This window comes from Streptomyces sp. A01 (assembly GCF_059026195.1).
In genome coordinates this window covers 1-23,894 of record NZ_JBWLKN010000032.1, presented here as the reverse complement: position 1 = coordinate 23,894, position 23,894 = coordinate 1, and the positions used below count along the sequence as shown (strand labels likewise).

Sequence of the window (23,894 nt, the reverse complement as noted above, 5' to 3'; positions counted from 1 at the left end):
CCGGCCCGTGGCCGATGAGCCGACACCGCGTCGACCACCGCCCGCCCGGCGTACAGCTGGTCACCCGTCGCAGCAGGAGAGGGCGCCGATGGCCGCGGACGCGTGCCATCGGGCAGGCATGACCGGTGCTTGATACGAGCATCGGCGTTCCTCCCAAGTGAAGTCGGCCGTGCGGGTGCGCGATTGCCTCGCGCACCGAGCCGTACCGAGAAAGGCTGCGATCAGCCGTGCCCCACCAGACCTGGCGCGGACGGCTGGTCTTTCCGCGACTCGATCTGAACAGGTGCACGTTTCACATGGTGCTACCCCAAAGTAACAACTACGTGCACGCTGCATGAAGGTGCGAGGCGAATGACCCTTGTCACCAGCTGGGCATCTTGCGCCGCTGGCCGGGGGCGGAACCTGGGTGGAGGCGGTCGCCTGGCGGGGGCGGCTGCGCGGTGGGGGCTGTGAGGCGGGCGCCGATCTCTCAGGGGCGCCCGGGCTTTTCCCACGAGCCCGGCAGAGGCCAGGCCGCGGCGGAAGGCGAGGCGCCGGTCGGGCGGAGCATCTGGCCCTTGGCCAGGGCGCGGTAGGTGGAACTGGTCGCCAGCAGCTCCTCGTGGTCGCCCGAGGCGGCGGTGCGGCCGTCCTCCAGGACGACGATCCGGTCTGCGTGGCGCACCGTGGACAGCCGGTGGGCGATCACCAGCAGGGCGCACTCCTGGGCGGCCTCCTTCATCACCGTGGTCAGCGCGGTCTCGTTGATGGCGTCCAGGTGGGAGGTCGGCTCGTCCAGCAGAAGGAGCCGTGGCCGGGCGAGCAGGGCGCGGGCCAGGGCGACCCGTTGCCGTTCGCCCGCCGAGAGGGTGCTGCCGCGCTCGCCGAGTACGCCGGACAAGCCACCGGGCAGCCGTCTGACCACCCCGTCCAGCTGGGCGAGCTCGACCACGCGCCGGATCTCCGTGTCGTCGGCGGCCGGCCGGGCGTAGGCGATGTTGTCCCGTAGCGAACCGTGGACGACATGGGTGTTCTGGTCGACGACGGCGATGCCGGCCCGGCACTCCGCGCGGCTCAGCCCGGTCGCGGGACGGCCGTCGAACAGCAGGGCCCCCGAGTCCGGTTCGTAGAACCTGGCCACCAGCGCGAAGATCGTGCTCTTGCCCGCTCCCGACCGGCCGACGAGGGCGACCTGCTGGCGGTGCGGGACGGTGAACGAGACGCCGCGCAGCACGGGCCGCTCGGCGTCGTAACCGAAGCGGACGTCACACAGGGCGAGAGCCGGTGCCTCCTCACACCCGGGCTCCCGCGACTGCGACTGTGACTGCGGCTGTGACTGCGACCGCCGATGTGGACGCGGCCCGGGCTCCGGCGGTCCGGCCCGCTCCGCCCGGCGGGCCGTACGCGCGTCGTCGGTCGGCGCCTCAGGCGGCGAGGGCTCAGCGGGCAGGGCCAGCGCCTGCTCGATCCGCTGGTAGGCGCCCATGCCGCGCTGGATGAGGCCGACGGCCCGGAAGACCGACGACAACGGCAGCACCAGGTAGGACGCGTACAGCAGGAAGGCGACCAGGTCGCCGAGCGAGTTGGCGTCGCCGTTGACCCGCAGGCCGCCGATGACCAGGACGAGGAGGAACGAGCCCTGGACGGCCAGTTCCACCGCTGGGCTCATCACCGAAGCCAGCTTCGCCGTCCGCACGCCCGCGCTGTACGCCGATTCGACGCGCTCACCGATGCGCGCCGCCTCCCGGTCCTCGGCGCGGTGCACGCGGACCATCGGCAGGGCCCCGAGCGCGCGCTCCAGGTCGGCGGCGATCGCGCCGACGGAGCTCTGCATGCGTTCCGAGGCCGCGCGGATGCTCTTCAGCAGCGAGGCCACGATGACGGCGGCGGCCGCCACGGTCAGCGCGACCAGAAGCAGCAGCAGCGGGTCGAGCCACACCATCAGGGCGATCGCCCCCGCCGCGACGAGCGCCCCGGTCACCAGATCGACCAGTGCCTGCGACACCACCTCCCTGAGCAGCGTGGCGTCGGCTGTCACCCGGGATATCAGGTCGCCGGTGCGGTGCCGGTCGTACTCCCGCATCTCCAGCCGGAGCAGCCGCGCTACCAGGCCGTGGCGCAGGCCCCGTACGACGCCTTCGCCCATGCGCTCCAGGACGTAGCGTCCCACCGCGCCCGTCGCCGCCTCGGCGACGAACAGCACGGCCAGCAGCGCCAGCAGCGGCCAGAAAACCTCGCCGTCGCCGCTCGCGTCCACGATCTCCTTGGCGACGAGCGGCTGGGCGAGCCCGAGGGCGGAACCGGCCAGCGTGAGCGCGGTGGCGACGATGACGGACGCGCGGTGGGCAGTGGTGAGCCGGTACACGGTGGCGACCGCGCCCCACGTGGAGCGGCTGTGCGCCTGCTCCTCGCCACTCTTCGGCGAGGGGTCGTGCGTGTCCTTCGCGTTCTCTTCCGTGCCCGCCTCCTCCGTACGCTCCGTCGCGCGCCCCGCCGCGCGCCCGGTCACCGGGACGTCCGGCTCACCGGGGCGACCACCATCAGCCGGGTGAAGTAGTCGTCCGGCAGCCCTTCCGCCACGGGGCGGCCGTCGGCCTCGATCCAGGCGTGCGCGGTGAAGGGGGGCACGACGCGCACGCCGGTGCACCACGTCGGCCAGCGGCCGCCCAGCCGGCACAGCAGCGCGGCGCCCAGCGAGCGGGGCAGGCAGCCGCGCGGACCGGCGCAGCGCAGGCTCACCGCGCACATGGCGTCGCGGGCGTTCGCGGCCTGGGACGCGCTGGCGGGCGCGGCTCCACGGCGTACGAGGGCGAGCACCGCGCGGATGCGGCGCGGTGGCAGCACGGACAGCGCCAGCGCGGGAACGAGGACGGCACGGGCGGCCAGCCGCCGGGTGAAGGGGACGCCGGTGGGCCGCTCCAGGGCGCTCGGTGTCGTCATGAGGCAAGACCCGACGCCCGCAGCTCCGCCACCAGCGTCGCGACGTCCCGCTCCGCCCGCTCCCGGTCGATGCCGAACTCGGCGACGAGCGCGTCGGCCGCCGCCCCCTCGTCACCACCCGCGAGCAGCGCCTTGACGATCAGCGTGCCCGTGGGATTCAACTCCCAGTACTCCCCGCTGCGTTCGTCCAGGAGGACCGTGCCGTAGCCGGTCTCCGCCGTGGAGACATCGGCGCCGAACCGCAAGGCCATGGTGTGACTACCTTTCTGCCGTACGCCGCCAGCGGGCTCGTGCCCGTCGGCGCGGGTACCGGTTGGGGGCCGGTTGGGGACACATACCGGTCGGTGCGGGAGCGGTCGCGGAGGTGGGACGCGGACGTCCGAGCGCTAAGGGGCGGGGCGGGCCTCGGTCTCCGTGGTACGGGAGAGGCCCCGCAGCCACACTTCGCACGCGATGGTCGAGTAGAGGACCGCGTCCCGCAGTTCGGGCGTGGAGGGCCGCCGGGCGAGTCGGCGCAGGGCCCGCCCGTCCACCATCCCGAGCTGTTCCAGCCGCGAGTCCTCCCAGAGGGCCAGCAGGTCACCACGGTGCTCGCGCAACCCGTCGGAGGCGTCCATGGACGCCTCGGCCTTGTTGGTCCGCCGCAGACACGCCTGCGGCACCACGTCCCGCATCGCGGTGGTGAGCACGGGCTTGTACTGCCAGGGCGTCACCCGCTCGCTGGGGCGGACCGCGAGGCACGCCTCGATCACCCGGTCGTCCAGGAACGGCGATGCCATCGGCAGGCCGGCCCGTGCCGCCATCCGGTCCCACTGCCGGATGATCCGCGTACAGGACAGGATCTGCTCCAGGTCGGTGTGCAGACCACGGTCCGGGTGCAGCGGCACCGCGGTCGCGGCCGCCTCCCGCAGCACCTGCCCGGCCATCCGCTCGGCTCTGGGGGTCACCCAGTCGAACAGCCGCGGTGCCATGCCCCAGCCGAGACCGCTGATGACGGACGGGGGCATGGGGTCACGCAGGCGCCGGCTGGCGTCCGCGAGCCATGTCCCGTACGGCCGGGTGTCGGCCAGCGCCCTGACCGTCCCGGCCAGCGGCCACTGCCACAGGGCCCGGAATCCGCGGAGCTGCTGCCAGGCGAAGAGGGGACGGGTGCGCAGCAGCCGGTGGTAGTACGCCTCGGAGCACCAGGCGACGTTGTCCCCGCCGATGCCGGTCAGATGCAGCCGGCTGCCCCGCTCCGCCAGTCCTGGCAGGTGGTGCAGGACGCGGGAGCGGTCCATGACGCCGATCGTCGGTTCGTCCAGCAGGTCGTCGATGTCGAGCAGCCCTGTGTACACCAGGGGCGAGTCGTCGGCGTCCCAGATCACATGGTCGACCTCGGGCAGGGACCGCGCGGCCTGCTCGGCCCAGTGCAGGTCGGTGTCGGCGGGGTCGCGCCCGGGCCAGGTGCTGGCGACCACCTTCGCGGGTGACCGCGCGGCCAGGAAGCAGACGGATGTGGAGTCCAGGCCGCCGGACAGGTCGCAGCTGACCACGCCGCCCTGCCGGGTACGCGCGTCGACGGCCTCGGTGAGCGCGCTCTGGACGAGGGGCGCGCCGTCGGAGAGCGACTGGGTCGGCTCCGGCGGTGTCCACCAGCGTGACTGGCGTACGGTCCGGCCGTCCGCCGCGATGATCAGCGCGTTGTGGGGAGGGACGGCCATGACGCCGCGCCAGAGGGACGTCTCGGCCAGCGGGTGGGGCACCGGCCACAGCAGCCGGACCGCGAGTTGTTCCTCGTCCGGCTCGCTGCCGAGCGCGGCAGCGAGCACATCGGCGCTGGTGGCGGCCACCTGGACGTCGTCGATGGCCGCGTGGAAGACCAACCGGAGCCCGGAGGCGCTGCCCTGCACCCTGAGCCGTCCGTCGAGTGCGCCCACGAGATGGAAGCTGCCGGGCAGCGAGCGGGCCAGCGCGTCGAGTTCCGCGAGGTCGCGCAACCGGCCGGTCCTGCGGACGAGTTCGGCCGATTCGACGGGGCAGCAACCGATCACCGCGACCGCCGCCTGGCCGGCGCGCGCGGTCACGATCTCCGTTTCGTGCCACTGGCCGATCAGCCACGGCCGCCCCGAGGGGTGGCGCAGCGCGCGCATGCGTGGACGGGCGAAGGAGCGGGCCACGGCGGCCGCGTTCGCACGGTCGGGAAAGACCGCGAAATGCGCGTCGCCGGGGCCCGAACCCGCACTTGCGTGCATGTCAGACATGGCTTCGAAGCAAGCCGCCGACCGTCAGTTCTTGCTCAGGACTACGCGGTCATTCCCGGACCTGGCGAGAAGCCCTGTCTTCTTCCGGAACGAACCGAGTCGGACGAGCGTCGGAGCCTCGTAGGACTTCTTCATGGCGCCTCCTCGATGAGAAACCCGCCACCGTCTCCCCAGTGGTCCGCTCGCCAGTAAACCGGTCGGCGGCCACCTGGCCCAGGCTCATCGGGAACCGTGGACAAGAGGCGGGGCGTGTGAAGAGGCTAGCTACACGGTAGGGCCGCGCCGCAACAGAACGGGCATTAGTAGTTTTATATGGATTAGCTGGTCGGGGGTGCGCGGGCGGCTTGGAATGTTCGCTCAGTTGAAAAGGGGACTTCCGTGTGGGTGACGGGTCCGGCCAAGGCGAAACGTTTCCTTCTGCGTTCCTTGAGGCAGGCAAGACCAGGCGCGCGGGAGCGCGCGAAGGTCCTTGCAGTCGTGCGCCGGGTGGCGCTCAGCGTCTTGGTCCGTGCTCTCTTTGCTCTGGTTCTCCGTCCGAGGTGGGGGCACTCCGCACAGACAGCCCCCACCCCGGACCCTTCTTGTCCCGTCCTTCAGCCCGCGATCGCATGACCTGATCGGCCCGGACCGGAGCGGGTCAGACCGGACCTGGGAGGGATCAGACGCCCGCGATGGACTGAATCCAGGAGCGGTACGCCGTCACGTTCGTGTACGCCGTGGTGGTCTGCCGGTCACTGGTGGAGGCGACGCCGACCTGCACGCCGTTCGCCATCATCGGGCCACCCGAGTCGCCGCCCGCGGTGATGCCGTCACCGCGACGCGCGCAGATCGCCGAGCCGTTGTAGGCATCGCGGCAACCACCGGTCACCGTCACGTTCGCGACCTTCAGGTACCGGGACTGGCAGTTGATCTCCTGGCCGCACTGGGACGTCGCGCCCCAGCCGTAGACCTGTACGTTCTGCCCCACCGACACCGAGCCCGGCTGACCGAGCCGCGAGAAGGTCGCCGAAACGGAGCGGTCGAGGCGGACCAGCGACAGGTCCGACGACGCGTGGTTGTAGGTCTGGGCGCCGTTGGCCACGGTGCCACCCGTGGTCTGGTCGAGGCTGCCGATGCGGAACGAGAGTCCGCCGCCGCTCACGCAGTGCTTGGCGGTGAGAATCCACGTGGGCGCGATCACCGTCGCGGTGCACGTCTGTCTGCCGTTCGAGAACAGCCGTGCCGCCCAGGGCGCGTTCTGCGCGTAGCTGCCGCCGATGATCGGCTGGGGCGACCGGTCCGTGGCGGTGGTCGTGGGGGCGGGCTCGCCGCGGGGCGAACGGTCCTCGGCCGTGGCGGGGGAGGTGAGGGCGAGCACGGAGAGGAAAGCGGCGATGAGTGTGGGGATGATCCTGGTTATTCGCAAGGTTCCTCGTTTCCGAAGCACGCGATTTCTCGCGCGTGGTGTCCAGGGAGTACCAGGATTTCCAAAGCCAGTTGAATCCGGAAATAACAATGCGCCATAACATGTCGTTATAGCCCGGTGGGCTTGGCCGACGTGCCCGAGATGGGACACTTACGCGGGCCGAGATCCCCGGCTTTGCGGCGAATGTCCAGGCGGCGGGGCATGGCTGCCCGGCAGAAAAGCCGGGGAGTCGGGAAACGTCGATAATTCCTCTTCCGGCCGTAATCTGCGGGAAGTGCGGAGCTCCCCGTATCTTTCCGGTTTCAGCTGAACGCACCTTTGCTTTTCCGGGACGGAAAGACCGGCGGCTTGGGGCCTCCCCACCGGGGCCCGGCCGATCCGGCGGTCCCGCGGCCGCCGCCCGGGCGCGGGACCGCCGGCTCCGGCTTCACCGCGTGATGAGCTCGCGTAGCGCCCTGCTGACGTCGGCCGGGGCTTCCTCGGCCATGAAGTGACCGCTGGTGACGGTGGTATGCCGCAGGTCGGGCGCCCAGGCGCGCCACAGCGCCGCGGCGTCGAAGCCGAGGGCCGCGCCCCAGTCCTGCTGGAGGACGGTCACGGGCATGCGCAGCTGGTTCCCCAGGGCCCTGTCCGCGCGGTCGTGTTCGACATCGACCCCGGCGGACGCCCGGTAGTCGGCGACGATCGACGGCACGGCGTTGCGGCACGCCGTGAGGTAGGCGGCGCGCACGTGAGCGGGGATCGCGTCGGGGTCGCGGGTCCAGATGTCGAGGAAGTGGCCGAAGAACGCGTCGGGGCTGGCGCCGATCAGCTGCTCGGGCAGGCCGGGCGGCTGGGCCATCAGATAGAGGTGGAAGCCGGCGGCCGCCGTGGTGCCGTGCAGAACGTCCCACATGTCGAGCGTGGGCAGTACGTCGAGTGCGGCGAGGTGGGTGATCACACCGGGGTGGTCGAGCCCGGCCCGGATGGCTACCAGCGCGCCGCGGTCATGACCGGCCAGCGCGAAGCGTTCGTGGCCCAGCGCCCGGGCCAGGGCGACGACGTCGGCGGCCATGGTGCGCTTGGCGTACGTGGTGCCGTCGGCGTCGGCGGGTTTGTCGCTGTCTCCGTAACCGCGCAGGTCAGGGCAGATGACCAGGTGGTCGGTGGCGAGATCGGTGGCGACCTGCCGCCACATCAGGTGGGTCTGCGGAAAGCCGTGCAGCAGGACGACGGGCGGACCGCCGGAGCCGCCGACCGCCACGTGGAGAGCCGTGTCGTCGGTGACGGGAACGCGCTGGTAGGCGAAGCCGGGGATCGTCGGTGTCATGGGGCGGCCTTTCGGGTGGGTGTCGTCCTGCGCGTTCGAGCCTGCCGGGCATGAATCAGCACCTGGTCAGCACGCGTCGGCACGCGGCCAGGGACACCCGCTGCGGACCCGGTCGGGGCCCGCTCGGCGCCCCGGTCGGGGACCCGCCACGCTGGAGACCGGGCGTACCGTGGCGGCGCGGAGAGCCACGTGAACACGCGCGGCCATGCGCGGTCGTGCCCAGATACGCGCAGGCATGCGCGGACACGCGGGCGTTCGTCCGCAGGCGCGGGGACGCCCGCGCACAGGCCGGGCATGGAGGCGGGCATGGAGCGGATCACGTTCGGGGTGCTCGGTCCTGTGGTGGCCGAGGGCGGCGGTGGCGCGCTCGCGTTGAAGGGACCGCGGCACCGGGCCGTGCTGGCCCGGCTCATCGTCGCCCGCCGCCGGGTCGTCCCCGTCTCCCGCCTGGTCGCGGACCTGTGGGAGGAGCCTCCCGCAGGCGCCGTCGGCGCGGTGCAGACCTTCGTCGGTGCCCTGCGCCGCGTCCTGGAGCCGGACCGCCCGCCCAGGGCTCCCGCACGTCTGCTCGTCACCGAGGGCCCCGGCTACGCTCTGCGCGCCGAGCCGGACGCCGTGGACGCCTGGCGGTTCGAGGCGTACGTCACCGCCGCGGCGAAGCTGCCGCCCGAGGAGGCGCTGCCACGGCTGGAGCAGGCCCTGGGCATGTGGCGCGGGCCCGCCTACGCCGACTTCGACCAGGAGGAATGGGCCCGCGGCGAGCGCTCCCGGCTCGCCGAGTTGCGGCTCCAGGCGGTGGAGCGGCGGGCCGCCGCGCAGCTGGCGCTCGGCCTGTCCGCTGAGGCGGTGGCCGAACTGGACGCCCACCTCGCCGACCACCCCTGGCGTGAGGACGCCTGGCGGCTGCTGGCGCTCGCCCTGTACCGGCAGGGGCGCCAAGGGGACGCGCTGGGCGTGCTGCGCCGGGCCCGGATGACCCTCGCCGACCAGCTGGGTGTGGACCCGGGCCCCGCCCTGCGGCGGCTGGAGGCGGACATCCTCGCGCAGGAGCCCCGCCTCGACCCTCCGGCCGAGCCCGCGGCGACGGCGGCCCGGCTGTGGTCCCGGGCGGCCGCGGCGTACGACCGTACGGTCGCCGCCGGGGCCCGAGCGCGGCTGGAGTCGACGGTGGCCCTGATCCGGAACCTCGCGGTGACCGGAGGCGGCGGTCTGGAGGCGGCCCGGCAGCACCGTATGGCGGCCATCAGCGCGGCGGAGGAGACCGGCGACGCGGAACTGACCGCCCGGGTGATCGGCGCGTACGACGTCCCCGCGATCTGGACCCGCAGCGACGACCCGGAGCTGGCGGGGCAGATCGTCACCGCGGCCGAACGCGCCCTGACCGGGCTGCCGGGCGGCACACAGGACGCCGCACGCTGCCGCCTGCTCGCCACGATCGCCCTGGAGTCCCGTGGCACCCGGTCGGAGCGCGGCCCGCGAGCCGCGCGCCAGGCGGAGGAGATCGCCCGCCGCCTCGACGACCCCGCGCTGCTGGCCTTCGCCCTCAACGGCGTGTTCATGCAGTCCTTCACCCGGGCGGGGCTCGCCCCGCGACGGGACGAGACCGGCGGCGAGCTGATCACACTCGCCGCCCGCCACGGCCTGGTGACCTACGAGGTACTCGGTCACCTCATCCGGCTCCAGGCGCGCGGCGCGCTCGCCGACTGGCCCACGGCCGACGCGCACGCGGCCGCCGCCGACCGGCTCGCCGAGCGACATGAACTGCCCTTGGTGGGCGTCTTCACCCAGTGGTACGCGGCACTCCGGCTCGCCACGACCAGCCCTCTGCCCGAGGCCGAAGCCGTCTTCCGGGCCGCTGCCGCACGGCTGGACGGCGCCGGTATGCCGGGGCTGGAACGCGGCCTGCTGCCCCTCGCGTCGCTGTGCCTGCGCCTGTCACACGGGGCGCCCCCGGACGTGGATCTCCGGGAGGAGTGGGGGCCCTACCGCCCGTGGGCGGAGCCCTTCGCCCTGCTGCGGGCGGGGCGACGAGAGGCCGCCCAGGCGGCTTTGGGCGCTCTCCCGGAGCCACCCGCTGACCTGCTGTACGAGGCGCTGTGCTGCCTGGAGGCCGCAGCAGCCCTGGAGACCGGTCATCGGGCCGCGCTCGAACGCGCCCACAGCCGCCTCGCCCCGGCCGCCGGTGAACTCGCGGGAGCTGGAAGCGGCCTGCTCACCCTCGGCCCCGTCGCCCGCTACCTCACCGCGATCACCGACGCACTGAACACGCCGGGGCCGCGCGCTCCCCACCTGGGACGTCACGAGAATTGACCCATACGACAGCCACTGAAATGCACCCCCTCGCAGGTCTCTTCACTCCGTAGAGTCGTCCTTACGAAGCCACGGCAGCAGCCCGGGGCGGCAACCCAGAACAGGGAGTACGACCATGGACGCCACGCCCCTCAAGCCGGTACTGACCCGCGCCGCCGACGCCGAGACCACCAGCGACCCGAGCAGCGTCATGACCCTGCTCGCCGACTGCGGCACCGACGGCAGCTCGCTCACCAGCTACCGCTCCACCTTCGCGAAGGGCGCGGTGGGCGCCCCCGCCCACTTCCACACTCGGGCTTCGGAGCTGTTCTTCGTCATCGGCGGCTCCCTCCAGGTGCTCGTCGACGACGACGTGAAGACCCTGGGCGAGGGCGACTTCCTGCTCGTGCCGCCGCACACCCCGCACGCCTTCGCGGCCGCGCCCGGCGCAGAGGCCGATGTGCTGTTCGTCTTCACGCCCGGCATGCCGCGCTTCGACTACCTGCGCCTTCTCGGCCGGGTGATGCGCGGCGAGGCGAGCCCGCAGGAGATCAAGGACTCGTCGGAGCACTACGACAACCACTACGTGGACAGCCCGGTGTGGCGCGCCGCCCTCGAAGCGGCGTAGTGACCCGGCGGGTCCTGTCCCACCCCCGTCGTGCCGGACGCGGCGTCGCACCCCGCGGGGCGAGTGGGCCGTTCGGGCCATTGCCGCGTACATCATCATGGCGCCCGATCCCCCCACAACGCGGACGTACAAGCGTACGCGGGGGCGGTGCCCCTTGGCTCGAAAGGCGCGACGGGGTGAATCGCAGCAGCGGCTCGGACTGACGAGGTGACCATCGCTCTGTGTACCGAGTGCCTGTTGGATGTGCGATACAGGTGTCTTCTGGGGATTTGACCAGCCGTTCATCGGCCCGATAGTTCTTGTCCGGCCACGGCTGATCTTCCTGCTCTGTGCGCCCGGTGCCGGGAAAGCCGGTTCGTGGACCTGTGCCCGGACTCGTGTGCCGACAAGCGAGTCCAGCCTCTTTTCCTCGCGTCGAAAGGCACCCGGATGCGTTTGCCAGTCGATCAGTCCACCGCCCTCCCCGTGACCGGGATGAGGGCCGCGCTGGTGGCGTGCGCGGCAGTCGCACTCGCGGGTTCGGCGTCGGCGCCGGCCGTTGCCGACACCAACTCCAGTACGGAGAAGTCGTCGCAGATGTTGTGCAACGTCGTGCTCTTCTCGCCCGGCGCCCAGGTCGAGGGCTGCCGCAGCGTCCAGGTCGCCGGTCAGGAGCTGGCCAAGAAGAACACCGCCAACACCGGTCTCATCGACTACCTGCGCACCGACACGCTGACAGGGCTCGTCTCCTGACGGCCACGCGCGAGATCACCGGTCGTTCGGTGCCACCTCACCCCACTCCACCTCACCCCACTCCACCCCACCCCCACTCCACCTCAACCCTCCACGGAGTCTCATGAGCGGGAACACCTGTGCTCGTGCCGTCGCCATCGTCGTGTCGATCGCCGGACTGACCGCCGGTGCGACAACCACGGCTACGGCGGACACGAACAAGAGTGAGCAGTCTTCGTCACAGAGCGATTCAAAGGTTTCGTTGCTGTCGCTCGTCGGCGAACAGGGCAGCGCCGGCAACCGTAACGGCCAGGTCGGCCGCCAGAACATGGACAAGGCCCACTCCGCCAACAACTCCCTCATCGACTACGTCGGCGGCGGCGACATCGAGTCGTACAACGTCAACACCGCGACTGACTGAAGCCCTGTCACGACCAACCGAACCTCTATAGCGAGGAGGACTCGATGAACGCGCTTACGCGGAGTGCCGTCATCACCCTGGCGGCCGCCGGAATGGCTCTGTGTGCCGAGACGACCGCCATGGCGGACACGAACAAGAGCGAGCAGAATGCCGCGATCAGCGGTAGCAAGGCCAGCATCCTGTCGACTGGCCGCCAAGGCGGCAATTTCCAGGTCAGCGAGCAGAGCATGATCAAGAGGCACACGGTGAACAACTCGCTCATCGACTACATCGAACTGCCCAGCGCCAAGTCCACCGTTCTCTGAGGCCCTTCAGCGGGAGTTTCGGCGCCTACGTCAGGGGTGTGCCCGCCACCCAGGTGGCGGGCACACCCCTGACCCGGCACCGCCGACCGGCCGAGCCACCGGGCCGGGCAGGCCAGGGCAGGGGCAGCCGCTTCGGCTTGGCGTTCCCGCCCCTCCCCTACGGTTCCTAGGGCGCGGCCAGGGCCTCCGTCGGGGAGAGGCGGGAGGCGCGGATGGCCGGGTAGAGGCCCGCGAGAGCGCCGATGGCGAGGGTGGCGGCGACGCCGCCGAGCACCACCCAGGGCGGAACGACGGTGGGCCACCCCTGGTAGAGCGCGTAACCGGTGGTCGCCGCCGCGCCCAGGACAGCTCCACCGGCCCCGCCGAGGGAGGAGAGCAGCAGGGACTCGGCGAGGAACTGGGTGCGGATCTGACCGCGGGTGGCGCCGAGCGACCGGCGGAGGCCGATCTCGGGGCGGCGCTCCAGGACCGAGATGACCATGGTGTTGGCCACTCCGACACCACCGACGAGCAGCGCCACGGCGCCCAGGCCGAGCAGCAGCCCGGTGAACGCCTCACCCGCGGCCTGCTTGGCGGCGAGCGCGTCGGAGGGGCGGGAGACCTCCACCTCGCTGGGCGAGCGGGGGTTGGCCGTCGCGCCGAGCACCGACTGGACCGAGGTCACGTCGGCGTCGCCGGTACGGGCGTAGATCGTGGTCGGGTGCCCGTCGAAGCCCAGCTCGGCGGTGGCGGCCGACCAGCCGATCAGCGCCGCGGCGTCCAGCTCGGGCGCGAGCGGGGCGGGTTGGAGGATGCCGACGACCGTGAACCACCGGCCGCCGATGGACACCTGCGTGCCGGGCCCGGCGTGACCGATGCCGAGGCGTTCCGCGGCGGTCGCGCCCAGCACGGTGGCCGGGTAGGCGCTGGTGGCGGCGTTGAGCCAGGTTCCGGTGCGGAGTTCGGCTCCGACGGTGGCGCGCAGGTCCGTGCGCGTGGCGAACGCCGTGAGTCCGCCGCTGTCCGTCTCGGGGATCTTGTCGTTGCGGTAGACGTTCGCGCCCTCGATGCTGCCGATGGCGGAGACCGAGGTCACCGGGCCGATCCTGGCGACCATCTTCTCAGCCGTGGCGGAGAGCCGGGCGTCCTTCCCGGTCAGCGTCTGGCCGGGCGAGACGGTGAGCAGGTTGGTGCCCAGCGTGGCGAGGGTGCGGTCGAGGTCGGCGCGGGAGGACGAGGAGACGCCGACCACGGCGACCATCGCGGCGATGCCGATGGCGATGCCCAGTGAGGACAGGAAGGCCCGCATGGGGCGGGTGCGCAGGCCCACCGCGCCGACCCTGAGCACGTCGCGCGGCCGCATCCGGGCGGGCCTGAGCACGCGGCCGGTCGTCGGCGGCCGCAGGGTGCCTGTGGGCATCAGCGCACCCCCGGCACGGTGGCGTCCGGCCGCGTCGAGCCCGCCGGGTCCTGCGAGTCCTCGGCCAGGCGGCCGTCGCGCATCCGCACCTGGCGGGGCAGGCTGTCCGCGATCTCCCGTTCGTGCGTGATGACGACGACGGTGGTGCCGGCGGCGTGCAGTTCGCGCAGCAGCCGCATCACCCCGGCTCCGGCGACGGAGTCCAGTGCCCCGGTCGGCTCGTCGGCGAGCAGCAGCGCCGGTTCCCCGGCCACGGCGCGGGCGATGGCGACGCGCTGGCGCTCGCCCCCGGACAGCTCGTGCGGTTCGTGGTGCGTGCGGTGGCCGAGGCCGACCCGCTCAAGGACGGCGGCGGCGCGACGGCGGCGTTCGCCGGGGCGCAGTCCGCGGTAGAGGAGCCCGTCGGCCACGTTGTCCAGTGCCGGGGTGCCCGCGGCGAGGTGGAACTGCTGGAAGACGAACCCGATACGGCTCGCCCGCAGCGCCGAGAGCCGGGCGTCGGAGAGGGCGCCGACGTCGTGGCCGTCGATGTGCACGGTGCCCGACGTGGGCTTGTCCAGAGTGCCGAGCATGTTGAGCATCGTGGACTTCCCCGAGCCGGACGGGCCGACGATGCCGACGAGTTCACCTCGGCCGATGCGCAGCGAGACGTTGTCGAGCGCGGTCACACCGCCGGGGTAGCTCTTGGTCACATCGGTCAGGGAGATCACTTCGGCATGCCCACCTTCGTGCCCTCGGCGATCCCGGGCCCGGAGATCTCCACCCGGCCGTTCGCGAAGAGGCCGGTCGTGACGGGCACGTACGCCGTCTTCCCGCCCTTGACGGTCTCCACGCCGAAGCCGCCCTCGGCCAGCGCGAGCAGCGCGGCGACGGGGACGGTGAGGACGTTCTCACGGGTGTCCGCGGTGAAGTCCACGTGCACCGCGGCCTGCGCGTACCCTCCGGCGGCCCGCTGGGCCTTCGCGCCGTTGAGCCTCACGACCACGTGGGTCTTCGTCTCCGCCGCTTCCTGGCCGGTGGCCGGCCGGATCACCGTGAAGACATCGGTGACCGTGCCCTTGACCGTGCTGTCGTCCGGGAGCCGGACGCCGACCTCCGTGCCCTTCCTGGCCAACTCCCGGTCGGCGGTGTCGAGTTCCATGGTCACGGCCTTGTCGGTGCCGGTGTACGCGAGCACCTTGCCGCCGGGCGCCGCCACGTCGCCCTTGCCCGCCTCAAGGCTGTTCACGCGTACCGCGCCGGGCGCGAACACCACGCGACCCAGCTCCACGGTCCCGGTCTCGGGCAGGCCCTGGTCCTCCTGCCACGCCTTGACCGCCTTCGTGGTCAGCGCGGTGAACTCCTCGTCCACGGTGAAGCCGGTGTAGCCGAGTGCGGCGAGGTTCGTTTCCAGCTGCCTGACATCCGCGCCGTCGGCGCCCGCCTTGAGCGCGCGGTAGGCGGGCTTCGAGCCGTACATGAGCGTCACAGGCTTGTCGTCCACCTTGTACAGCGCCTCACCGCGGCTGATCCGGGTGCCTTCCGCGGGCAGGGCGGTGAAGGTGCCGGGCAGGCGGGTGGACGCCTCGGTCGTCGGGCCGTAGCCGAGCTTCCCGTCCTCGCTCCGGGCGTCCTTGAGCGTCTGCCGTGTCACGGCGGTGGCGTTCGGCGGCAGGTCACCCGCCTCGGTGCCGTCCGCGCTCTCCTGCCGCATGCCGAGCGCTGCGGCGGTGGCGGCACCGCCCGCGGCCAGGGCGAGGACGACGGCGGCGATCTTCACGCCGCGCCGCCCGCGCCGTCGCGCACCCACCCGTGCGGGCCGCTCCCATGCCGCGGTGTCCTCGGCGGTGTCCTCGATCGCGCTCTCGGCGGCGTTCTCACCGCCGTCCTCACCGACATCCTCGGTGGTGTCCTCGCGCGTCACTGGGAGCTCCGCTTCATACCGGCGCCCGCCATGCACTTCTTCTGGGCCCGCTTGAAGTCCGGGTCCTCGGCGATGTCCTGGCCGATGTCGATTCCCGCACCCGGCTTGGGATCGGCGAACTTCTCCACCCCGTTCTTCCGCATGCACCGCGCCATCTTCAGCATGTCCTGCCGGGCCTTGGCCTCCTCCTTCTCGGAGGGCGGGTTCTCCTTGGAGCAAGCCTCCACGGCCTTGTCGTTCTTGGCCTTGTCGGCCGGCTCGCCGCGCATCTCGACGCCCTTGCCCGGCTTCGGGTCCGCCACGTCCATGCCGTGCCGACGCAGGCACTGCGCGAACTTCACGGCCGCCTCGTCCCGGCTCAGGCTGGGGGTGCTGCTCGGGGAACCGTCCTTCTCGCCGTCACCGGCCGAGGCGACCCCGCCGCCGTCGTCGTCGTCCGAGCCGCAGCCGGTCAGAGCCAGGCCAAGTGCCAGCGCCAACGGCAGGGCGGCCAGGGCACTTCGGGTACGTCCACGCATCGCGTCGCTCCTCCATCGTGGCCGGAGGTGTTCCGGCCGTCGCGGAACAGGCAACGCGGCGGCGCGTTTCGCTGGCGTTTTCGTCGCCGCTAACGGCAAGGAAACACCCCCATCGGCGACCATGGCGCGGGGGCGGCCCGGCCCACCGGCGCGGACCGGCCCCGCCATGGGAGGGAAGGCGAGAGATGCGGGTGCTTGTGGTGGAGGACGAGCCGCTGCTGGCCGACGCGATCGCGGAGTGGCTGCGCGAGGAGCCCCACGCGGTGGACGTCGCGTACGACGGCGCGGCCGCACTGGAGCGCGTCACCGTCAACGACTACGACGTGGTCGTCCTGGACCGCGACCTGCCCGCCGTGCACGGCGACGACGTCTGCCGCCGGCTGGTCGCCTCGGGGGCGGCGACGCGGGTCCTGATGCTCACCGCCGCCGCGGAGATCAACGACCGTGTCACCGGGCTCGGCCTCGGCGCCGACGACTACCTCACCAAACCCTTCGCCTTCCCCGAACTCGCCGCCCGCGTCCACGCGCTGGGACGGCGCTCACGCCCGGCTGCCCCACCCGTGCTGCACCGGGCCGGGATCACCCTGGACCCGGCGAGCCGCCAGGCGTTCAGGGACGGCCGCTACGTCCCCCTGTCGAAGAAGGAGTTCGCCGTACTGGCCGAACTGCTCCGCGCCGACGGCGCCGCGATCTCCGCCGAGCACCTGCTGGAAAAGGCGTGGGACGAGCACGCCGACCCGTTCACCGGCGCTGTCCGCCTGACCATCCTCAAGCTCCGCAGAAAGCTCGGCGACCCGCAAGTCGTCGAGACGGTCACGGGGACGGGATACCGCATTCCATGAACCGCAAGAAGCCGCTGCCGCGCCGCGTCACCCTGCGGGCCCGGCTGACCCTGATCCACGGGGGCCTGTTCCTCGTCGCGGGCATGCTGCTCCTCGGGGTGACCTACGTCCTGTTCAGCCAGCAGCTCACCCGCGACAGCGGAATACCCGGCTCCCAGGACACCAGCTCCAACGACACAGGCCCGCCCGGGAACTCCACCGGCAGCCACCCGTCCCCGAAACAGGACCAGGGCATGACGAGCGACGGCACCGTGCTCACCGGCCCCAGGGCCGGGACGTGGATGAAGGCCGAGCAGGACCGGCTGCACGACGCGGCCACCACCTCCCTGATCGCCCAGGGAGGGATCGCTCTCCTGGTGGTCGGCGGCGCCGCCACCGGCTTCGGCTGGCTGACCGCGGGCCGTGTGCTGGCTCCCCTGCACCGGGTCACCGACACCGCCCGGCGCATCGCCGGGGCCCCAGCGGCCGACCGCGGTCTGCACGAACGCATCGCCCTCTCCGGACCAGACGACGAGGTCAAGGACCTGGCCGACACCTTCGACACGATGGTCGAGCGGCTGGACCGCTCCTTCGACGGCCAGCGCCGCTTCGTCGCCAACGCCTCCCATGAGCTGCGCACCCCGCTCACCCTGGGCCGCGCCCTGGTCGAGGTGGCCATGCACCGCAAGACCGCCTCCAGCGACGTCAAGCAACTGGGCGAGAACCTGCTGGACATCAACACCCGGCACGAGCGCCTGATCAGCGGTCTGCTCATGCTGGCCTCGTCCGAGAACGAACTCACCGAGCGCCGCCCGGTCGACCTCTCCGATGTCGTGAGCCATGTCGTCGGGCAGACCGGACCAGAGGCAGAACGGGCCGGGATCACCGTGCACGAGGACGCCCGCGAGGCCCTCACCACCGGTGACGCACTCCTGCTGGAACGGCTGGTGCACAACCTCGTCGAGAACGGCATCCGGCACAACACCGGCCCCGGCGGCGAGGTCCACGTATCCAGCCGCACCACCGGCAACGGCGGCGCCACGATCGAAGTGAGCAACACCGGCCTTGCGATCCCCGTCTACGAGATCCCGACCCTCTTCGAACCCTTCCGCCGCCTCGGCACCGACCGCCTGGTCACCGCCAAGGGCGCGGGCCTCGGCCTGTCCATCGTCCGCTCCGTCGCCCGGGCCCACGGCGGTGACGTCACCGCCCACCCCCGCGACGGCGGCGGCCTGGTGGTCACCGCCACCCTCCCGGCCCACCCCGGGGGATCTACGACGCCACTGGCGTGACCTTCGGAGGCTGGGGTGCGGCCGGAAGGGCCGAGCGGAGGCCGACGGAGGCAAGCAGGGGGCGGTCCCGGGCACTGCCCCTGCGGCATTGCCAGGACGTCCCCCGCTCGTACGCCTGGTACTCGCTCGTACGCCTGGTACTTCTCGCACTTCTTGTACGTCATGTACTTCTCGTGCTTCATGTACTTCTCATACTTCCCGGCGAATCACGCACTTCGGCCGCTAAGGTTCCCCTCATACGACGAAGGTGTGACGCACCACACAATGTCATGTGATGGGCTGCCGGTGTGCGTCCCGATGCGGCCGTGCATCTGGGGGGCCGCGTGCACAAGATGGTCAAAGGCGCGAACATCGGCTTGGCGGCGGTCAGCGAGGATGTTCGCTCCGTGATGGTGAGCCTGGGCTGGAGCAGCGCGACGGGGGAGGGCGACGCGGATGTTTCCGTGCTCCTGCTGGGCAGCGACGGCAAGGTGCGCAGCGACGCGGACTTCTACTTCTACAACAACCCGGTCGCGGGCGACGGAAGCGTGCAACTCCTCGGCAAGACGCCCACCGCGGACGGCGACGAGGATCGCATCAGCTTCGACCTGGACGCCATACCGCCGGACATCGAGCAGATCGTCGTAGCGGCGAGCCGGTACGACGGAGCCCGCTTCGGGGACCTGAACGGCCTTCGCATGACCCTCGCCGACGGCTCGGGCCAGAGCCTGCTCCAGTTCTCCATCGAGGACGCCGGTGCGGTGAGCGGGTTCATCTTCGGTGAGCTCTACCGCCGGGCCGGGGAATGGAAGTTCCGGGCCGTCGGGCAGGGATACGAGTCCGGGCTGGCGGGTCTGGCGGCCGACTTCGGCGTCGACGTCGAGGACGACGCGGCAGCGGAGGAACCCGAGCCCCAGCAGGCGGTCGCAGCCCCCCAGGTGCCGGCGGCGGCCCCCGTGCTGGAGGCGGTGCCCCGGCCGAGGACTGCGGAGCCCGCGGCGCAGACTCCGGCGGTGGAGCCGAAGCGGGCCCCTCGGCCGCGTACGGCCAAGAAGAAGGTCACGCTGCCCAGGACCACGAAGAAGTCTCTCGCCGAGAACGACTCCTGGACAACGGCCAGGCTTTTCCCCGTCTCGGCCCTCAAGAGCGATCGGGACCGCGAAACGCGCGCCACCTCGATCCTGTTGTCGGTGATGGCTCAGGTGCCGGAGTTCGGCCGCCGTCTCACCGCCGCGTTCGGAGCGCCCAGCGGGCGCATGGAGACGTTCACGGAGGTCTCCCTGCCGCAGGGCGACTCCCCGAGGCGCCCGGACGGTGTCATCCGCGTCGAGCGAGCCGGCAAGCTGTGGACCGCGCTGATCGAGACCAAGACGAACGGCAACCCGCTCAAGCCCGACCAGGTGCAGGCCTATGCGGACATCGCGGCCCGGCGTGGCTACGAGGCCGTGCTCACGTTGTCCAACGACGTCGCCCTGGAGGGCAGCCCGTTGGTCGACATCAAGATGGACGGCCGCCGTAAGCACAAGGTCGCGCTCTGGCACCTGTCCTGGGCCGAAGTGACCCACCAGGCACAGCTGCTGATCCGACACGAGGGCGTAGGCAACGCCGCCCACGCATGGCTGCTCCAGGAACTGCTGCACTACCTCCAGCACGAGAACTCCGGTTGCCACGGCTTCCAGAACATGGGCGCGGCCTGGGTGCCGGTGCGCAACGGAATCGACGACGAGACGCTGTGCCAGGGCGACCAGCGGGCGATCGACGTCATCGAGAGCTGGGAACGTCTGATCCGGCAGGTCTGCCTGCGGCTGGGCGGTGAACTCGGCCAGAAGGTGCTGCCCGTCCAACGCGCCAAACGCGGCACCGATCCGCACACGCGCCGCGCCGCCCTGGCCGACCAGCTCTGCGCGGAAGGACGGCTGAACGCCGAACTGCGGATCGACGGCACACCCGGGATTCTCGCCATCGCCGCGGATCTGCGCACCGGGAAGCTCCGCACCTCCATCGAGGTAGCGTCGCCCGAGCAGGGCTACCCCCTCACCAGGGCCAAGCGCCTGATCCGCCAGCTCGCCGCGGCTCCAGCGGATCTGCATATCGAAACCCTCGTCGAGGGTCAGGGGGCCGGTCCGCGCGGCACGCTGGAGCGGCTGCGCCCCGAACCGGCCGACATCCTTCCGAAGGACAGCGCGCAGGTCATCACCGGTTTCCGCCTCTCCCTCCTCAAGAGCATGGGCAGTGGCCGTGGAAACGCCGAGACCGGCTTCATCCGCAGCGTCGACGAGGCCGTGGAGCGTTTCCACACCGATGTCGTGGCCCACCTGGACGGCCGGGTGGCGCGTCGCGCCCAACCGGTGCCGTGACGGCAGGTGCTCAGTCGGTGGGGTGATCCGGCAGCGACGGCCTGGACGGCCGTGCCATCTGCCGGTCGCGCGCCGGAATACGCGCCAGGGCGCCCTGCGCGGGGCAGGTCCATGCCCTGGGAGACGCGACTGCCGGTGGTGGTGTTCGCCGCTTTCCCGCATGAGGAACGCGGCCGACTCCCTGCCGGGAGATGGCCAGTCTGTGCCGCGTGGTCCTGCTTTCGTGAGGCCCCCACAGACCAGGCGGTCACCACGGAATTGCCCATACGTTTCCACGCGTCCGATGCTCTCCAGTTTCAGCCACCCCAGATTCGGCTGAGCAAGGAGTGTTTTCGCGGTTCGCAGCCACACGAGACATGCAGACCAGCACTTCTGATCAGCAGATCCAACTCCCGCGAGGTCTGCAAAGGTGGCTGATTCTTTTCGTATGCGCCACGGCCTGGGCGTTAACAGATGGTGAGGGCGCTGCGTACCATCGTCTGCCGTACGGGCCGGTCGGCGGTTCTCCCGGCGCGTCGCGTGCGGAGCGCGGCGGAAGGCGGCCAGACAGCTCGAACCGGAACCGGAACCGGAACCGGATCACGCGAGCCCAGCCGTACCGGGCAGAGTGCCGGGACGGCGGTGGGCCGCAGGTCGGAGCCCCTGTCCCGTGATAATTGAGTAATCAATCAATAGGGGTGGGAGTCGAATCCCGAACCCTTTCGGCGGTGCGGCGGGGAAAGGGTTCGGGAAGGCGCTCGGGGGCACCGCCGACCGCCGAGCAAAGCGTCAGGAACGGCGTTAATTCCCGTAATTCCCCTATCGATGGCCACTGCACCTGGTGGGCCGCGAGCCTCCAGGGCTGCCGTGCGGCGACGTCCGTGAGGTCGGACCGAAATATTCAATCAATTCGGGAATGCGAGACGGCGCACGCAAAAACTCTTGGCCCACCCGAATCCGCTGGTGTTAACGTGACGCCATAACCCTGTGGGGCATACATGCAGGTCGCGAATGGGGGATGTGGGAATGGGCTTGTCTGGCATGCGCACAGAGGAGGGTCAGGGCGCCACCGCGAGGTTGGCGAGATTGGCCCACGGGCATATGGCCGCGCAGGTGGTGCGCGTCGCGGCCCAGCTCTCCGTGGCCGATCTGCTGCGGGACACGACGCGTACGTCGGCCGACCTGGCGCATGAATGCGAGACCGATCCGCAGGCCATGCACCGGCTTCTGCGCGCGATGGCGGGGCTGGGGCTTCTCTCGGAGGACGAGGGTGGGCGGTTCTCGCTGACGGAGGCCGGATCGCTGCTGCGCACGGACCACCCGGAGTCCCTGCACGCACTGGTCAGTCTGCTCACCGACCCCACCACCGTCGGTGCCTGGACGGGTCTGGAAGAGAGCGTCCGCACCGGGAGCCCGCACTTCTCCAAGGCGTTCGGGCAGGATTACTTCACCTACCTCGGGGGCGCCCCGGAGCTCTCCGATCAGTTCAACGCGGCGATGAGCCAGGGCACCCGCATGGTGGGCGACCTGGTCGCGACCCACTACGACTTCGGGCGCTTCACCACGGTGGTCGACATAGGGGGCGGCCACGGCACCCTTCTGGCCGCCATCCTGCGCGCCCACCCCTCCCTCAAGGGAGTCGTCTTCGACGCCCCCGCGGGGTTGGAGGGCGCCGAGCGGAACCTGGCGGACCTCGGCGTCGGCGACCGCTGCACCCGCGAACCGGGGGACTTCTTCACGGCCGTCACGGCGGACGGCGATGTGCACGTCCTCAAGAGCGTCCTGCACGACTGGAACGACGAGCAGTGCGCCACCATCCTCCGCCACTGCCGCGAGGCCCTGCCCGAGAACGGCCGTCTGCTGCTCGTCGAGCGGGTGCTGCCCGACACCGCCGCGGCGGGCGCGGACGAGCTGATGTATCTGAGCGACCTCAACATGCTGGTGAAGGTGGGCGGCCGGGAGCGCACCCGCGCCGACTGGGACGCGCTGCTGCGCGCGTCGGGGTTCCGGCTCTCCGCCATCACTCCGCTGCCCCGCCCCCAGTCCTTCTCGCTGATAGAGGGGACACCGGTCGCCCCGAGGCACGGCCGGTGAGCGCGTCGGCCTCCACGAGGCACCGTCCGCGCGTCGGCCACATCGGATTCCTCAACTGCCTGCCCCTCTACTGGGGGCTCGTGCGCACCGGCGTGCTCCTCGACATGGAGCTCACCAAGGACACCCCGGAGCGACTGAGCGATCGCCTGGTCGCCGACGATCTCGACATCGGCCCGGTCTCACTCGTGGAGTTCCTCCGGCACGCCGACGACCTCGCCGTGCTCCCGGGCATCGCGGTCGGCTGCGACGGGGACGTCATGTCCTGCGAGATCGTCTCCCGGAAGCCGCTGGCCGACCTCGGCGGGGCGCGCGTCGCGCTGGGCTCCACCTCGCGCACTTCCGTACGCCTGGCGAAGCTCGTCCTCGCCGAGCGCCACCACGCCCGCCCCGACTACCACAGCTGCCCTCCCGACCTCGGGCGCATGCTCGCCGACGCCGACGCCGCCGTGGTCATCGGCGACGTCGGGCTGCAGGCCCATGCGCGCCGGCTGCCCGAGGAAGGGCTGGAGGTCCACGATCTGGGCCGGCTCTGGCACGACTGGACCGGGCTGCCGTTCGTTTTCGCCGTCTGGGCGGTCCGGCGCGACTTCCTGGCCAGGGAGCCCGAGACGGTGCACGAGGTGCACCGGTCGCTCCTCGCCGCGCGGGACCTCTCGCTGGAGCACCTCGACGAGATCGCGGCCCGTGCCGCACGGTGGGCGCCCTTCGACCCGGCGCTCCTGGAGACGTACTTCAGCACGCTGGACTTCGGCCTCGGCCCGCGCCACCTCGACGGGATGACCGATTTCGCCCGGCGTATCGGCGCCACCACCGACTACCACTGGCTGGCGCCCGTCTCCTGACATCGCCCATCCCGGAACCACGCCCGGGAAACGGGGATCAGGAGGCGGCAGCGCACTGGCCGACGCGTGGCTCACATGACGCTCACATGACTTCACCACCGTGCCGGACAGGCACATGAATGACGAGGGGATGACGGCAATGGACTCTGGCCTCAAGCGGGAGTTGGAGCAGAAGGTTGTCGCGGGGGAGCGGCTCACCCGTGAGGACGGGATCGCCCTGTACGAGTCGGACGACCTGGCGTGGCTGGGCGGTCTGGCGCATGAGGTGCGTACGCGGAGGAACGGCGACGTCGTCCACTTCAACGTCAACCGCCACCTCAACATGACCAATGTGTGTACGGCGTCGTGTGCGTACTGCTCCTTCCAGCGCAAGCCGGGGGAGAAGGACGCGTACACGATGCGGATAGAGGAGGCCGTCCGTCTCGCGAAGGCGATGGAGGGCGAGAACCTGACCGAGTTGCACATCGTCAATGGTCTGCA

21 protein-coding genes and 1 pseudogene are annotated in these 23,894 nt (G+C 71.3%); 11 read left to right on the top strand and 11 right to left on the bottom strand.

Annotated features, from left to right (window positions below; all coding sequences use genetic code 11):
* Positions 1 to 469: 469 nt before the first annotated feature.
* From AC5P1B_RS30605 to AC5P1B_RS30575, 7 genes are all read right to left on the bottom strand, one after another.
* Positions 470 to 2,344, bottom strand: coding sequence for an ABC transporter ATP-binding protein (locus AC5P1B_RS30605; protein ID WP_493891276.1), 1,875 nt, complete (start codon positions 2,342 to 2,344; stop codon positions 470 to 472).
* Positions 2,345 to 2,484: 140 nt separating this feature from the next.
* Positions 2,485 to 2,919: a lasso peptide biosynthesis B2 protein gene (locus AC5P1B_RS30600; protein WP_493891238.1), complete on the bottom strand. Its 435-nt coding sequence runs from the start codon at positions 2,917 to 2,919 to the stop codon at positions 2,485 to 2,487.
* Positions 2,916 to 3,170, bottom strand: a complete 255-nt coding sequence (locus AC5P1B_RS30595; RefSeq protein WP_493891237.1) for a lasso peptide biosynthesis PqqD family chaperone — start codon at positions 3,168 to 3,170, stop codon at positions 2,916 to 2,918. The genes AC5P1B_RS30600 and AC5P1B_RS30595 overlap by 4 nt, the downstream gene beginning before the upstream one ends.
* A 135-nt stretch (positions 3,171 to 3,305) precedes the next feature.
* Positions 3,306 to 5,162: a lasso peptide isopeptide bond-forming cyclase gene (locus tag AC5P1B_RS30590; protein ID WP_493891236.1), complete on the bottom strand. Its 1,857-nt coding sequence runs from the start codon at positions 5,160 to 5,162 to the stop codon at positions 3,306 to 3,308.
* A 24-nt stretch (positions 5,163 to 5,186) separates the two neighbouring features.
* Positions 5,187 to 5,297 (bottom strand): keywimysin-related RiPP, encoded by a 111-nt coding sequence (locus tag AC5P1B_RS30585; protein WP_493891235.1) that lies wholly within the window; start codon positions 5,295 to 5,297, stop codon positions 5,187 to 5,189.
* 523 nt (positions 5,298 to 5,820) lie between these two features.
* Positions 5,821 to 6,567, bottom strand: coding sequence for a S1 family peptidase (locus AC5P1B_RS30580; RefSeq protein ID WP_493891234.1), 747 nt, complete (start codon positions 6,565 to 6,567; stop codon positions 5,821 to 5,823).
* A gap of 427 nt (positions 6,568 to 6,994) precedes the next feature.
* A complete protein-coding gene (locus tag AC5P1B_RS30575) occupies positions 6,995 to 7,876 on the bottom strand; it encodes an alpha/beta fold hydrolase (RefSeq protein WP_493891233.1) in 882 nt (293 codons plus the stop codon).
* A gap of 306 nt (positions 7,877 to 8,182) precedes the next feature.
* Here AC5P1B_RS30575 and AC5P1B_RS30570 point away from each other — a divergent pair, with 306 nt between their 5' ends.
* The 5 genes from AC5P1B_RS30570 to AC5P1B_RS30550 all read left to right on the top strand — a co-directional run bounded on the left by AC5P1B_RS30570 (position 8,183) and on the right by AC5P1B_RS30550 (position 12,230).
* Complete coding sequence (locus tag AC5P1B_RS30570; protein ID WP_493891232.1) at positions 8,183 to 10,186, top strand: AfsR/SARP family transcriptional regulator; 2,004 nt, start codon at positions 8,183 to 8,185, stop codon at positions 10,184 to 10,186.
* 115 nt (positions 10,187 to 10,301) lie between these two features.
* Positions 10,302 to 10,793: a cupin domain-containing protein gene (locus AC5P1B_RS30565; protein WP_493891231.1), complete on the top strand. Its 492-nt coding sequence runs from the start codon at positions 10,302 to 10,304 to the stop codon at positions 10,791 to 10,793.
* A gap of 429 nt (positions 10,794 to 11,222) precedes the next feature.
* Complete coding sequence (locus AC5P1B_RS30560) at positions 11,223 to 11,525, top strand: hypothetical protein (RefSeq protein WP_493891230.1); 303 nt, start codon at positions 11,223 to 11,225, stop codon at positions 11,523 to 11,525.
* Positions 11,526 to 11,628: 103 nt separating this feature from the next.
* Positions 11,629 to 11,925, top strand: coding sequence for a hypothetical protein (locus AC5P1B_RS30555; protein ID WP_493891229.1), 297 nt, complete (start codon positions 11,629 to 11,631; stop codon positions 11,923 to 11,925).
* A 44-nt stretch (positions 11,926 to 11,969) separates the two neighbouring features.
* Positions 11,970 to 12,230, top strand: coding sequence for a hypothetical protein (locus AC5P1B_RS30550; RefSeq protein ID WP_493891228.1), 261 nt, complete (start codon positions 11,970 to 11,972; stop codon positions 12,228 to 12,230).
* 166 nt (positions 12,231 to 12,396) lie between these two features.
* On the opposite strand, the gene AC5P1B_RS30545 is transcribed toward AC5P1B_RS30550, so the two are convergent.
* The 4 genes from AC5P1B_RS30545 to AC5P1B_RS30530 are packed head-to-tail and all read right to left on the bottom strand — an operon-like array spanning position 12,397 to position 16,050.
* Positions 12,397 to 13,629, bottom strand: coding sequence for an ABC transporter permease (locus AC5P1B_RS30545; protein ID WP_493891227.1), 1,233 nt, complete (start codon positions 13,627 to 13,629; stop codon positions 12,397 to 12,399).
* Positions 13,629 to 14,339, bottom strand: coding sequence for an ABC transporter ATP-binding protein (locus AC5P1B_RS30540; RefSeq protein ID WP_493891226.1), 711 nt, complete (start codon positions 14,337 to 14,339; stop codon positions 13,629 to 13,631). The genes AC5P1B_RS30545 and AC5P1B_RS30540 overlap by 1 nt, the downstream gene beginning before the upstream one ends.
* Positions 14,336 to 15,532, bottom strand: a complete 1,197-nt coding sequence (locus AC5P1B_RS30535; RefSeq protein WP_493891225.1) for a peptidoglycan-binding protein — start codon at positions 15,530 to 15,532, stop codon at positions 14,336 to 14,338. The genes AC5P1B_RS30540 and AC5P1B_RS30535 overlap by 4 nt, the downstream gene beginning before the upstream one ends.
* Positions 15,529 to 16,050 carry a hypothetical protein gene (locus AC5P1B_RS30530; RefSeq protein WP_493891224.1) on the bottom strand — a complete coding sequence of 174 codons (522 nt, stop codon included), beginning with the start codon at positions 16,048 to 16,050 and terminating at the stop codon, positions 15,529 to 15,531. The genes AC5P1B_RS30535 and AC5P1B_RS30530 overlap by 4 nt, the downstream gene beginning before the upstream one ends.
* A 185-nt stretch (positions 16,051 to 16,235) precedes the next feature.
* Between AC5P1B_RS30530 and AC5P1B_RS30525 the strand changes: the two genes are divergently transcribed.
* From AC5P1B_RS30525 to AC5P1B_RS30500, 6 genes and pseudogenes are all read left to right on the top strand, one after another.
* Complete coding sequence (locus tag AC5P1B_RS30525; RefSeq protein WP_493891223.1) at positions 16,236 to 16,892, top strand: response regulator transcription factor; 657 nt, start codon at positions 16,236 to 16,238, stop codon at positions 16,890 to 16,892.
* Positions 16,889 to 18,163, top strand: a complete 1,275-nt coding sequence (locus tag AC5P1B_RS30520) for a sensor histidine kinase (protein WP_493891222.1) — start codon at positions 16,889 to 16,891, stop codon at positions 18,161 to 18,163. Before AC5P1B_RS30525 ends, AC5P1B_RS30520 begins: the two co-directional genes overlap by 4 nt.
* A 332-nt stretch (positions 18,164 to 18,495) precedes the next feature.
* Positions 18,496 to 20,499, top strand: coding sequence for a TerD family protein (locus AC5P1B_RS30515; RefSeq protein WP_493891275.1), 2,004 nt, complete (start codon positions 18,496 to 18,498; stop codon positions 20,497 to 20,499).
* Positions 20,500 to 21,564: 1,065 nt separating this feature from the next.
* Positions 21,565 to 22,572 (top strand): methyltransferase, encoded by a 1,008-nt coding sequence (locus AC5P1B_RS30510; RefSeq protein ID WP_493891221.1) that lies wholly within the window; start codon positions 21,565 to 21,567, stop codon positions 22,570 to 22,572.
* The gene (locus AC5P1B_RS30505) at positions 22,569 to 23,414 is read left to right on the top strand and encodes a menaquinone biosynthetic enzyme MqnA/MqnD family protein (protein ID WP_493891220.1); all 846 of its coding nucleotides are present in this window, start codon (positions 22,569 to 22,571) and stop codon (positions 23,412 to 23,414) included. The genes AC5P1B_RS30510 and AC5P1B_RS30505 overlap by 4 nt, the downstream gene beginning before the upstream one ends.
* A gap of 139 nt (positions 23,415 to 23,553) precedes the next feature.
* Positions 23,554 to 23,894 (top strand): annotated as a pseudogene (locus AC5P1B_RS30500) (aminofutalosine synthase MqnE); the annotation flags it as partial.